Genomic DNA, 12411 nt, shown 5'->3' with positions numbered 1-12411 from the left:
CTATCGAGGCTCTGCTGCTATAAATCTGCAAAGTGATCAAGACCAGGGAGGGGAGCATTTGGACCGGTCCTTCCTGCACGGTCTGGCCGAACGGATGCTGAAACGCCGCGTCCGGCGAGGTCGCCGATGAGCCCGCTGGAAGACCTCATGCGGCACCGGGTCGGCCAGGACTGCCTGCATGTGCCGTCGGCCCGCTTCGGCCTGCTGCTGGCGTTACGCCACTGGTTCGACCCCGGCGACCGGGTGCTGATCGCGCCGACCACCTCAGAGGCCGTGCTGTTCATGGTGCTGGCCGCCGACCTGGAGCCGGTGATGGCGCCGGTGTCGTGGCGCGACGGCAACATCGACGCGCCGCGCGTCAACTGGAGCGGCCTGGCCGGCGTCATCACTACCCACCTGTACGGCCAGCCGGACCGGATAAGGGATCTGATCACGCAGTGCGAGCGGCGCGGCCTCGTCCTCATCGACGACGCCGCCCACGCCTTCCAGACGATGGTCGGCGGGCGCCTGGCCGGCACGTTCGGCCAGGCCGGTGTGTACAGCCTGGCCAAGCACGGCCGAGCGTCCGGCGGCTTCCTGACCACGCCCAACCCCGGCGCGCTGGCGGCGCTGGCCGAGGCGAGAGACGCGTTGCTGCTGCCCGGCGAGCCGCGCGACCAGCTGGCGGCCGTGGTGCAGCCGATGCTCCGCGAGACCCTCCACCGCACCGGCGCGGTCCGGCTGATGTGGCACCTGTCGCGCCAACTCGGGATCGTCAAGTGGAGCGGGCACCGCCCCGCGCCCCATGAGGACGCCCTCATGGCCGTCAGGGGCAACCTGTCGGCCATGGACCCGTGGCTGGGGATCGACCACGACGGCTGGCGGATGCGCCCGGGGCCCGCGCTCTGCCGCTACCAGCGCGCGCGCCTGCGGGCGATCGACCGCGAGCGGGAGCTCCGCCTGGCCGGGGTCGAGGTGCTGCGCAGGACCCCGTGGGTGGCGGCGGGCGTCCGCGAATCCCCCGTACGTCCGCTCCTGCGGGTGCCGCTGCTGGTCGAGAACCGCGACGAGATCGTCGCCGGGCTGGAGCGGCTCGGCGTGGTGCCCGGTTTCGTCTACGATCCGCCGCTGGACGACTATCTGCCGATGATCCAGCAGGGGCCCACACCCGAGATCGCCCGCTGGTGGACCGGCCACGTGCTGCCGGTGGATCCGCTCGACGCCCCGCGCATGGTACGGCTGCTGACCAGGCTGGGTGCCCGCCCGGCGGAGGGCGCCGGATTCGCCTGATCCGCCGGGGATCACTATCTGGCAAAGCAGGACTTATCCCTTTATATCGTCAGATAAGGTCGTTCAACGCATGAAGCGGGCTATCTCGCTAACCGCCCGCCGAAGCGGAACAGTGTCGTTAGCATCCCCGGCAATGCCGGTGAAATTTCCTCCCAGGGGTGACCTTGACCGTCGATGCCGATGTCGCCAGGCGACGTATCGAAGAGCTGCTCCGCGAGAACGAGACGCAGATCCTGCACCGGTGGACGCTGATCTCCAAGGCGTCGAGCGAGGAGCTGAACGACATCTACCGGGCGCTGCTCGCCTCCCTCGAACAGGGCGGCGACCTCGCCGACATGCGCGGCCTGCTCGCCGAGTTGTCACGTTCCCGGGCCCGCCAGGGCTTCACCCCGGCGGACACCGCCAGGGCCGTCTTCGGCCTGAAGGAGGCGATGTACGAGGCCGTCGAGAGCGACGGCGGCGCCGAGGCGCTGCGCGGCTTCATCTGGTTCTCCAGGCTCGTCGACGACCTCGGCCTGTTCACCTTCGAGACGTACACGACGGCCCGCGAGCGGATCATCCTCGACCAGGCCGAGCAACTGCTGGAGCTGTCGACACCGGTCGTCAAGCTGTGGGAGGGCATCGTCGCGGTGCCCCTGGTCGGCACGCTCGACTCCGCCAGGACCCAGGTCGTGATGGAGAAGCTGCTGCAGACGCTGGTCGACACGGGCGCCGAGCACGCGGTGATCGACATCACCGGCGTCCCGGCCGTCGACACCCAGGTCGCCCAGCACCTGCTGAAGGCCGTCGTCGCCGCCCGGCTGATGGGCGCCGAGTGCGTCATCTCCGGCATCCGCCCGCAGATCGCGCACACCATCGTCACGCTCGGCATCGAGTTCGGCGACATCGTGACCAAGGCCTCGCTGGCCGACGCGCTGGCCCACGCGCTCAGGCGCAGCGGCATCGAGGTGATCGCACCGAAGCCGACCCGCCTCGCGGTGCGGACGGAGAACGTCTGATGGACCGGGTGCCCATTCTCAAGCTCGGCGACATCCTGATCATCTCCATCCAGATCGACCTGGACGACCAGAGCGTGCTCGCCCTGCAGGAGGACCTGGCCGACGCCGTGGTGACCCACGGAGCGCGCGGCGTCATCATCGACATCACCGCGGTGGAGATCGTCGACTCCTTCATCGGCAGGATGCTGGCCACCATCGCCGCCACGTCGCGGCTGCTCGACGCCCAGACCGTGGTCGTCGGCATGCGGCCGGCCGTCGCGATCACCCTGGTCGAGCTCGGCCTGTCGCTGGGCGGCGTACGCACCGCACTCAACCTGGAGAAGGGAATCGCGCTGCTCGACCATGTGAGAGGCGCGACACCGTGACCAGCGGCTGGGAACTGCCCATCGCCAACAACTCCGACGTCGTGCTGGTCCGCCAGCGGGTCCGGAGTGTCGCGGTCGAGGTGGGACTGTCCCTCATCGACCAGACCAAGGTGGTGACCGCGGCCAGCGAGCTGGCCCGCAACGCCCTGGTGTACGGCGGCGGCGGCCTGGCCCGTATCGAGATCGTCGAGAACGGGGCCCGCCGCGGCCTTAAACTCACCTTCAGCGACGAGGGGCCGGGGATTCCCGACATCGAGCAGGCACTCACCGACGGCTGGACCACCGGCACCGGGCTGGGGCTGGGCCTGAGCGGATCACGACGGCTGGTCGACGAGTTCGACCTGGTCTCGGCTCCCGGCAAGGGCACGACGGCGACAGTGACGAAATGGGCTCGATGACATGGTGCCGGTGAGCTACACGCGTGACGACACCTGGGTGCGAGCGGAGAACTCCAGTGCGGTGGGCGCCGTACGCCGGATGGCCGTCGAGCTCGCCGAGGCCGCCGGGTTCGACGGCGAGCGTACGGGGCAGACGGCGGTCGCGGTCACCGAGGCCGTCTCCAACCTGGTCAAGCACGCGGTGGAGGGCGTCGTCATGGTCCGTTCCCAGCCCGGGGACCCGGCCATCGTGGAGCTGATCGCCATCGACAAGGGACCGGGCATGCCCGACATCGCCCGCGCCCTGCGCGACGGCTACTCCACCTCCGGCACCCTCGGCATCGGAATGGGGGCGATGGCCCGCATCTCCTCCTGGTACGACGTCCATTCCCTGCCCGGCAAGGGCACCGTCCTGGTCATGCGCTTCGCCGCCACCGGCGCGCCCACCTCGGCGCCGTACGCCAGCGGCCTGCGCCGCCCCATCGGTGAGGAGGCGGTCTGCGGCGACTCCTTCGCGATCGCCGCCACAGGTGACGGCGGCACGCCCGAGACGACGATCCTGCTGTGCGACGGCCTGGGCCACGGCGAGCCGGCCGCCCAGGCGTCCAGGGCGGCGGTGGAGCTGTTCCTGCGGGCGGCGGACGAAGAGCCGCTGGCGACACTCGAACGCCTGCATCGGGGCCTCGTCCATACCCGGGGAGGCGCGGTCGCGGTGGCCCGCGTCAGGGCCGCCACGGTCTCCTACGCCGGGCTGGGCAACATCTCCGGCTGGATCGTCGACGCCGACGGCCGCCGGGGGATGATCTCGGTGCCCGGCATCGCCGGACACCAGGCCCGGCAGCTGCGCCAGTACGAGTTCGAGCTCCCCGAGCACGCCACCGTGGTGCTGCACTCCGACGGTCTGACCGAGCGGTGGAACCCCTCCGCCATGCCGGGCCTGTTCGCCCGCTCCCCCGCGGTCATCGCCGCCGGGCTGCTGCGGGAGGCGGGCAGCCGCCGGGACGACGCCTGCGTGGTGACCGTGAGGCCCAGCGATGACCGCGACTGAGCTGGCCAGGACTGCGCTCGAACACGACCATGACGTCTTCGTGGTGCGCCGCCTGGGCAAGGCCGTCGCCGAGCTGGCCGGTCTGGAGGCACAGGACCAGGTCAGGGTGGCGACCGCGCTGAGCGAGGTCTGCCGGGAACTCCTCGGCACCGGGGCGGCCGTCGTCTTCTCGCTCGAGAAAGGGAAACTGCTCATCACCATGGATCACGCAATGGGCGCGGATTTCGCCCGATCCGAGGGGTTGGCACTGGCCGGCCGCCTGGTCGACGTGGTCACCCTTGACGCCGAACACGGTCGCGTCACCATAGCCAAGCGGCTGCCACCCCACTCCCCACGGCTCCCGATCGACGAGATCCGCGAGCGCCTGGCCGGGATGGCGCCGGTCAGCGCTCTCGAAGAGCTGCGCCAGCAGAACAAGGAGCTCGCCGCGACCCTGGAGGACGTCCTGCAGCTCAACGCCGAGCTGCAGGAGACCAACACCGGGGTGCTGGCCCTGTACAACCAGCTGTCGGCCGAGTTGGAGGAGACCAACCGCGGCGTGGTCGCCCTGTACGGGGAGCTGGACGAGAAGTCCTCCCAGCTCCGCGAGGCGGCCGAGGCCAGGAACCGGTTCTGGGCGACGGTCAGCCACGAGCTGCGCACCCCGCTCAACTCCATCATCGGCCTGGTCAGGCTGATGGTCGGGCCCGGCAGCGAGCCGCTCAGCGAGGAGCAGTCACGTCAGGTGCGCTTCATCGGCGACTCGGCGGAGACGCTGCTGGAGCAGGTCGGCGAGCTGCTCGACATGGCCAAGGCCGAGTCCGGGCGGCTCGACCCCCAGTCGTCGGTCGTCCACCTGCCCACGCTGGCCGAGCACCTGCGCCTGACGATGCAGCCCACCAGCGAGCCCGGCGACGTCACGCTGCGCGTCGACATCGCCCCCGAGGTCACCGACGTCTACACCGACGAGGGGATGCTGATCCGCGTCCTGCGCAACCTGCTGTCCAATGCCCTGAAGTTCACCCAGAAGGGCGAGGTACGGCTGAGCGCGCACGCCGACGCGGCCACCGACGAGGTGGTCATCACGGTCACCGACACGGGCATCGGCATACCCCAGGAGTACCTGGCGAGCGTGTTCGAGGAGTTCTTCCAGGTGCCGAGCGCGCTCCAGGTCAAGGTCAAGGGCACCGGGCTCGGCCTGCCGTACGCCCGCCGGCTCACCGAGGCGCTGGGCGGCACGCTGGAGCTGGCGAGCGACGTCGGACGGGGCACCACGGTGACGATGCGGCTGCCGCACCACGACGGCACGCCCGAGATCGCGCGGGTGCTGGTCGCCGACGACGACGAGGCGTTCCGCGCCGCCGCCCGCAGGATGCTGTACGGCTTCGCCGTCGAGGTGGAGGAGGCGGCGGACGGCGTCGCCGCGCTGGAGATGATGACCGCGCGCCCGCCGGATGTGATCCTGCTGGACATGCTGATGCCGCGGCTGGACGGCACCGCGCTGCTGCAGCGCATGGCCGAGGACCAGGCCCTGGAGCGGGTCGGCGTCGTGGTGGTGACGATCCGGCCCGACGCCGCGCCGTCCGGCCACCCGGTGCTGTCCAAGCAGGGGCTGCGCCGCGACCAGCTGCTCCAGGCCATCCGGGGCGCGGCGGGGACGGATCATGACTGAGCACGTGGCCGGGGCGGTGATCGAGCCCGCCGGCGGCGCCGCGACGGTGCTGGTGGTCGACGACACGCCGACCAAGCGCTACATCCTGTCGAGCTGGCTGCGCAGGGCGGGCCACATCGTGGTCGAGGCGGCCGGCGGCGAGGAGGCGCTGGCCATGCTCGCCACGAACCGCCCCGACCTGGTCGTGCTCGACGTACGGCTGCCCGACATCGGTGGCTTCGAGGTGTGCGAGCGGATCAAGGCGAACCCGGCGACGACCTCGATCCCGGTCATCCAGGTGTCGGGCAACGCCATCACCTCGGCCGACCGTACGGAAGGGCTCGAACGCGGCGCCGACGCCTACCTGTCGGAGCCGATCGAGCCGGCCGAGTTCGCCGCGACGGTTGAGGCGACGCTGCGCTACTACCGCGCCAGGCGGCGGGCGGAGCTGATGGCCGAGCGCCTGGCCAAACTGGCCGACGTCACGCTGCGGATGAACGGCGCCGACTCCTTCGACCGGCTGCTGGCCGTGGCCGTGGAAGGCACGGTCGGCGTGCTGGGCCGCCACGCGGGCGCGCTGGCGCTGCCGCCCGACGGCCGGATGCGCCGCTTCCGCGCCCGGCCCGGCGAGACGGCCAGCAGCAGGTCCGCCGCTCCCCAGCTGCTGGACCGGCTCAGCGCGATGTCGCTGGGCGAGCCGGCGGGCGCCAAGGTCTTCACTGTGGAGGCCGCCGAGTGGCTCACGCTGGTGAGCGACGTACAGCTCAACGCGCCGGTGACGGGCGTGCTGTGCCGTACCAAGAGGGGCCAGCCACCCGTCTACCTGGGGCTGGAGGCCGACCCTCCGCTGGACGCCGACGAGCTGAACGTGCTGCGGCAGCTCGGCCAAGGGCTGGCGCTGGCCGTCGACGCGCTGCGCGTCTACACCGAGGAACACACGATCTCGCTGACCCTGCAGCGCAGCCTCCTGCCGACGCGCATCCCTGAGGTGCCGGGGCTGAAGGTGACCTTCCGCTACCAGCCGGCCGTGGACAACATCGAGGTCGGCGGCGACTTCTACGAGGTGCTGCGGGTCGGCGACCGGGTGCTGGTGGCGATCGGCGACGTGGCCGGCCACTCGCTGCACGCGGCGACCATCATGGCCGAGCTGCGGCACGCGCTGCGCGCCTCGCTGATCGACTCGGTCGACCTGAGCGCCTCGATGGACCTGCTCAACAAGGTCCTGCGCCGCTATCACCCCGGCATGACGGCCACGGTCTGCCTGCTGCTCATCGACCCGGAGAGCGGCGAGGTCGAGATGGCCAACGCCGGGCACATCCCGCCGATGCTGGCCGGACCCGGTGCCCACTACCTGGGGCTGGGCAACCTGCTGCTGGGTGTGGCGCACGAGGAGTACAAGGTCAACCGGCTGGAGCTGCCCGCGGGCGCCACGATGCTGCTGTTCACCGACGGGCTGGTGGAGGACCGCGGCATCCTGCTCGACGACAGCCTGGAGCAGGCCAGGCAGGTGGCCGAGACGGTCGAGGACGACCTGGAGGAGTTCTGCGACCGGCTGCTGGCCGCGTTCGGCTCGCGGGAGGACGACGTGGCCATCGTGGCGATCCGCCGCGGCGCCTGACGCCGATGGGTCAGCCGGATTTGCGCTTGCGGTAGGCGCGCTGCTGGCAGGCCCGGGAGCAGTACGCGCGCGGACGTCCCGACGCGGCCCGCTCAACCGGCGCACCACAAATCTGACAAGTTTCATCACGCGTTTCATCACGCTCTTGGACCAGCATCTCGATGCCGTCCAGCACCCGGCGCAGGCCGAACTCGAACGGGTCCTCCGGCTCGTCGTAGCCGCCCTCCTCCCACAGACGCGTGAGGGTCGGGTAGCGCTCGAGCCGCGCGTAGAGCGTGTCGCGGGAGCCCCACCACTCCTCCTCGCTCACCCCGCTGAGGCGCTCGGTACGCGCCACCTCCGCCAGCCGCAGGGCCTCGGAGTCGACGAACCGGGCGACGAGCCCGACGACGGCGATCATCTCGGCCGGCGTGAGACCGGTGCCGGAGACCGCGCTCAGCATGTACTCGTAGTGGGCGACCGCGTTGGGCCCCGGCACCCGGCGAGTGCCCCGCACCTCGGCCAGCCAGGGATGCCGTTCGCGCAGCCGCCACCCTTCACGCGCACACGCCTCCAGCCGCGCCCGCCACCCGCCGGCCTCCTCGGCGCCCGCGCCCCGCACCTGGCCATCCGCCTTCTCGGCCACCGCGCGCCGCCCTTGGCCGCCCCTCTCGGAGGGGACCGCGCCCGGTGAGCCCATGACGGCGTCGCGCATGAGGTCGAGCAGGTGATCGCGGCTGGGCACGTGACGGTAGAGCGACATCGTGGTGAACCCGAGCCGGTCCGCGACCTTGCGCATCGACAGCCCTTCGAGCCCCTCGGCGTCCGCCAGCTCGATCGCCGTCCGGACGATCCGGCTCAGACTCAGCCCTGGTCGCGGCTCGACGTCACCCTCTCGCCACAGCAGTTCCACCCCGTCGTCGGGATCTCCCGCGCCGCCTCTCGCCATGGACACCTCCCTTGTTTATGGTGTAGTACCTCGCGTACACCATAAACTACAAAGGGGCGGTACATCATGACCGAGTTCCACGTCGATCCCTCGGGCGACGACTCCTGGCCCGGCACCGCGGAGCGCCCGTTCGCCGGCCTGCACCGCGCCCGCGACGCCGTACGAGACCTCATACGGGATCCCGCCGGGACCGCGACCGGAGATGTCGTCGTCCGGTTGCGGGCCGGCACCCACGTGCTCACCGCGCCGTTCGAGCTCACCGAGGCCGACTCCGGCCGTGACGGTCACCGGATCGTCTACCAGGCCCACGGCTACGGAACCGCCGGCCAGGAGGAGGTCGTCGTCAGCGGCGGTCGCGAGATCACCGGCTGGCGGATCGAGGACGGCGTGTGGCTGGCCGACGTGGGCGACCTGGACACGCGCCAGCTGTACGTGGACGGCCGCCGGGTCGAACGCGCCGCCATAGACGGCCTGCCGGGCACCGTGACCATGACGGAGACCGGCTACGAGAGCGACAGCGCGGCTCCGCGAGCCTGGCACAACCCCGCCGACGTCGAGTTCGTCTACCGCGGCGTCTACCCATGGACCGAGGCCCGCTGCGGCGTCGCCGCGGTCACCACCAGGACGGACAGTGGCGGAGCGACCGTGATCACCATGGCTCAGCCCGGCTTCGGGTGGGCCCTCGACCTCTACAACTCCGCGTGGGAAGGCAACATCAACCGCGGCCCCGGCCTGCCCACCCGGGTCGAGAACGACGTCACCTTCCTCACCGAGCCCGGCACCTTCGTCCTGGACCGCTCGCGGCCCGGCCACCACGTCCTCCGCTACCTTCCCCTCACGGGTGAGGCGCCGGACCGTACGCGCGTGGTCGCCCCGGTTCTCGAGACGCTGCTGCGGGCCACCGGCACGAGCGGGGTGTCCTTCCGCGGCCTGGTCTTCGCCGACGCCACCTGGCTGCGGCCCGGCCGTGCGGAGGGCTTCCTGCACTACCACGGCAGCGGCTACTACGAGGGCGGCCCCGTCGACAAGGTGGAGCTCGTCGAAGGGCAGGCGTGGGTGACGGTGCCGCGCGAGTCGGCCAGGATCCCCGCGTGCGTGGTGATCGAGGACGGTGTACGCGTGGCGGTCGAGCACTGCCGTTTCACCCGCATGGGCGCCGCGGGCCTGGAGCTGACCGGCGGCACGGACGTCAGCGTGCGCGGGTGCGACTTCGACACGCTCTCGGCCGGCGCCGTCTCCGTCACCGGCGCCGCGAATCCCCTGGTCGAGGACAACTGGATCCATCACACCGGCCTGGAGTTCACCGGCTCCCCAGGCATCGCGGTGCTGGGCACCAAGGGCTGCACGGTCGCCCACAACCAGGTCGAGGAGGTGCCCCACTGCGGCATCGTGGCCGGGCCCGCCGAGGGCACCCGCATCCTGCGTAACCTCACCGTCGGCACCATGGGGGTACTGGCCGACGGCGGCGGCGTCTACCTTTCGGGGCCGCAGGGCGACTCGCACGAGAACGGCGCGGTGATCCGGGGCAACGTCATCAAGGACACGCGCACGCCGTACAACTTCGCTCTCTACACCGACTACGGCGCCGCCTGGGTGACCGTGGAGGAGAACGTGGTCACACGCGCCGACAACACCGCCGTCCTGCAGGTGGCGCCGCCGCTGGACAACGTGATCTACCGGGGCAACTTCTGGGACGCCGACCCGGTCGGGGTGGACGACGTGCCGGCGGGCGTCACGTACGAGGACAACACCACGCTCCCCGACGAGGAGAAGCTGGCCGCCGCCACAGCCGCCATCCAACGGGACGCCGGCCTGCTCAACCCCCGCTCCCGCTGAACGCGAGCACATGAACGCCGGACGCCCGTGAACGCTGGACGCGGGCGTCAGCGGACGCGGCGCCAGCGTGACTCGCCGAAGCAGTAACCCGCGAACAGCACCAACCCCAGGGCGACCACCACGAGCAGCCAGGGCCCCACGGGCGTCGCGGCGAACGCTCTGAGCGTCGCGTCCAGCCCGCCCGCCTTGTCCGGGTCGTACGTGATCGCCGCCTCGACGACGAAGACCCCGGCCAGGCCGGCGATGACCCCCCGGGCGACGTACCCGGCGAGGCCGAGCTTGTCCATCGCCGAGCGGGCCCGCAGGGACATCTGGCCGAGGTTCAGCTCGTCCCGGAACCTCTTGGTAACGCCCTGGTGCCCCCAGCGGACGCCGAGCGCGACGAGGCCCAGCCCGATCGCGCCCACGATGAACGGCCCGCCCGGCAGGCCGAGCAACGCCTCCGTCGCGTCCCGCGACTTCTCGTCGTCAGAGGTGGCCTTCCCGGCTCGCAGCACGCTCAGCAAGGTGCCGCAGATCAGCGCGTACACGCCGGTCCGGCCGACCGTTTCCAGCCGGTCCGCCACGCCGAGCCCGCCGAACAGCGCCTCCGACAACTGCCAGAGCGTCAGCGCGACGAACCCCGCCACCATCACCCACAACACCACCTCCCCGAACGGCAACCGCGCCACGGTCGAGATCGCGCCCGCCTTGTCCGCCTCCCGTCCCCCTCCTTCGCCCAGCGCGATCCGCACGGCCACCACCCCGATCAGCGCGTACAGCACTCCCCGGCAGGCCAGCCCGACCCTGGCGAGCCGGTTCATCGCCGGATGCGCGGTCGCCTTCCTGGCGGCGGCCCGAGCCTGCCGCCCCGCCTTGTCCGTTGCGGTCACCGTCTCCTCCTTTGCGCAAGGACCCTGCCAAGTGCCCTGACGGCGGCCGTCTAGGCGCTCCACCCCGCTTCTCCACCCGTATCTCCACCATCTGGCGGTGCCGCTCCACCCGCCCCGATCCGTAGTTTCGCGGTCATGGACAGAAACGAACTGCTCAGGTTCGCAGCCGACAAAGCGCAGGAATCGCTCAAGGGAGGCAAGATGCACGGCAAGACGTGGGTCGGGATCGCGGTGGTGGCCGGTGTGGTGCTGGTGGGGTTCATCGCCTACCGGCTTCTTCTCATCGAGCTCATCACCCGCCTGCGCTGACCAGCCCGTACCTGGTGGAATCAAGCGCATGGAACAGAAGCGGTCGCTGCCGGACACCATCGCACCGGGCTGGCTGGTGGTGCAGGTGTTCGGCACGCTGTTCGTCATCATCACCCTGGTCACCGCGCGGGAGAGCGCGCTGTGGATCTGGGCGCTGTACGGGGTCAGCGCCGCGTGCTGGCTGCTGTTCGTGGCGCTCGACCGGTCCCGGCCACGGCTCACGGCCGGGCTGCTGGCCGCGGCGACGCTGCTGCCCGCCGTGGCGCTCGGAGCCGCCGAGGACAGTACGGCGCTGCTCCTCACGGCGATCATCCTCGGCCGGTTCGCCGCGCTCGCCACCCCGTCCGTGGCCGCCATCGTGGGCGTCGGCGCGGGGACGATGGCGCTGGCCATACTGACTTGGCCGATCTCCGGGGAAACACCCGTCGGCGCGTTCGGGCAGGCGCTGGTACTGCTGGCGATCACGCTGGTCGGCGTCAATCATCGACAGCACGTCGTACGACGGGAGCAGGCCGAACGGCTCCTGGAGCAGACCCGGCTCGCGCAGGCCGAGCAGGCGCGAGCCGCCGCGCTGGACGAGCGCACCAGGATCGCCCGCGAGATCCACGACGTGCTCGCGCACTCGCTGGGCGCGCTGGGCGTGCAGCTGGAGCTGGCCGAGGCCCTGCTCGCGGAGAAGAACGACGTGACCGGCGCGCTGGCGACGGTGCGGCGCTCGCGCGGGCTGGCCGCGGACGGTCTGGCGGAGGCCCGCGCCGCGGTGGCCGCGCTGCGCCAGGACATCCCCTCGCTGGCCGACGCGCTCGCCACGCTGGCCGAGGCGCACCGGCGCGACCACCGGTCCCCGGTGGACTTCCGCGCGGACGGGATCCCCCGTGGGCTGTCGTCGGCGGCCACCGTCTCGCTGGTCGGGACCGCGCGTGAGGCGCTGACGAACGCGGCCAAGCACGCGCCGGACGCGCCCGTGTCGATGACGCTCGACTTCACCGCCGATGTGGTGCGATTGCGGGTACGCAACCCGCTGCCCGCCGAAGTCCCGGCGAAGGGCGGGTTCGGATTGACGGGCATGCGCGAACGGCTCGCACTGGCCGGCGGCACACTCGACTCCGGCTACGAAGAGGGGACTTGGCAAGTGACCGCGGAAGTGCCGGAGTGAGCAGA

12 protein-coding genes are annotated in these 12411 nt (G+C 71.3%); 10 read left to right on the top strand and 2 right to left on the bottom strand.

Annotated elements, in window-relative coordinates; translation table 11 throughout:
• The first annotated feature begins 126 nt into the window (after positions 1-126).
• From AB0C30_RS09420 to AB0C30_RS09390, 7 genes are all read left to right on the top strand, one after another.
• The gene (locus AB0C30_RS09420; RefSeq protein WP_357941347.1) at positions 127-1269 is read left to right on the top strand and encodes a DegT/DnrJ/EryC1/StrS family aminotransferase; all 1143 of its coding nucleotides are present in this window, start codon (positions 127-129) and stop codon (positions 1267-1269) included.
• A gap of 164 nt (positions 1270-1433) precedes the next feature.
• A complete protein-coding gene (locus tag AB0C30_RS09415; RefSeq protein ID WP_357941500.1) occupies positions 1434-2267 on the top strand; it encodes an STAS domain-containing protein in 834 nt (277 codons plus the stop codon).
• Positions 2267-2632 carry an STAS domain-containing protein gene (locus AB0C30_RS09410; protein WP_357941345.1) on the top strand — a complete coding sequence of 122 codons (366 nt, stop codon included), beginning with the start codon at positions 2267-2269 and terminating at the stop codon, positions 2630-2632. The genes AB0C30_RS09415 and AB0C30_RS09410 overlap by 1 nt, the downstream gene beginning before the upstream one ends.
• Positions 2629-3030, top strand: a complete 402-nt coding sequence (locus AB0C30_RS09405; protein WP_357941343.1) for an anti-sigma regulatory factor — start codon at positions 2629-2631, stop codon at positions 3028-3030. Before AB0C30_RS09410 ends, AB0C30_RS09405 begins: the two co-directional genes overlap by 4 nt.
• Before the next feature lie 10 nt (positions 3031-3040).
• Entirely contained in the window at positions 3041-4057 is a 1017-nt protein-coding gene (locus AB0C30_RS09400; RefSeq protein WP_357941341.1) for an ATP-binding SpoIIE family protein phosphatase, read from the top strand.
• Positions 4044-5708 carry an ATP-binding protein gene (locus AB0C30_RS09395; protein ID WP_357941339.1) on the top strand — a complete coding sequence of 555 codons (1665 nt, stop codon included), beginning with the start codon at positions 4044-4046 and terminating at the stop codon, positions 5706-5708. The genes AB0C30_RS09400 and AB0C30_RS09395 overlap by 14 nt, the downstream gene beginning before the upstream one ends.
• Positions 5701-7305, top strand: a complete 1605-nt coding sequence (locus tag AB0C30_RS09390; RefSeq protein WP_357941337.1) for a fused response regulator/phosphatase — start codon at positions 5701-5703, stop codon at positions 7303-7305. The genes AB0C30_RS09395 and AB0C30_RS09390 overlap by 8 nt, the downstream gene beginning before the upstream one ends.
• A 10-nt stretch (positions 7306-7315) precedes the next feature.
• On the opposite strand, the gene AB0C30_RS09385 is transcribed toward AB0C30_RS09390, so the two are convergent.
• Positions 7316-8233 (bottom strand): TetR/AcrR family transcriptional regulator, encoded by a 918-nt coding sequence (locus AB0C30_RS09385; RefSeq protein WP_357941335.1) that lies wholly within the window; start codon positions 8231-8233, stop codon positions 7316-7318.
• Positions 8234-8299: 66 nt separating this feature from the next.
• Here AB0C30_RS09385 and AB0C30_RS09380 point away from each other — a divergent pair, with 66 nt between their 5' ends.
• Complete coding sequence (locus tag AB0C30_RS09380) at positions 8300-10069, top strand: right-handed parallel beta-helix repeat-containing protein (RefSeq protein WP_357941333.1); 1770 nt, start codon at positions 8300-8302, stop codon at positions 10067-10069.
• 47 nt (positions 10070-10116) lie between these two features.
• Here the strand turns inward: AB0C30_RS09380 and AB0C30_RS09375 are convergent, their stop codons facing one another.
• Positions 10117-10941 carry a DUF1206 domain-containing protein gene (locus tag AB0C30_RS09375; protein WP_357941331.1) on the bottom strand — a complete coding sequence of 275 codons (825 nt, stop codon included), beginning with the start codon at positions 10939-10941 and terminating at the stop codon, positions 10117-10119.
• A gap of 135 nt (positions 10942-11076) precedes the next feature.
• On the opposite strand from AB0C30_RS09375, the gene AB0C30_RS09370 reads away from it, so the two are divergent.
• Together AB0C30_RS09370 and AB0C30_RS09365 are read left to right on the top strand one after the other, a co-directional pair.
• A complete protein-coding gene (locus tag AB0C30_RS09370; RefSeq protein WP_357941329.1) occupies positions 11077-11250 on the top strand; it encodes a hypothetical protein in 174 nt (57 codons plus the stop codon).
• Between the two features lie 28 nt (positions 11251-11278).
• Positions 11279-12406 (top strand): histidine kinase, encoded by a 1128-nt coding sequence (locus AB0C30_RS09365; RefSeq protein ID WP_357941327.1) that lies wholly within the window; start codon positions 11279-11281, stop codon positions 12404-12406.
• Positions 12407-12411: the final 5 nt, after the last annotated feature.

Origin of the sequence: Nonomuraea sp. NPDC048901, from assembly GCF_040649695.1 — a bacterium.
In the GTDB taxonomy this organism is placed as follows: Bacteria; Actinomycetota; Actinomycetes; order Streptosporangiales; family Streptosporangiaceae; genus Nonomuraea.
Note: the sequence above shows the minus strand (reverse complement) of the source record. Positions and strands in the feature narration are given on the sequence as shown.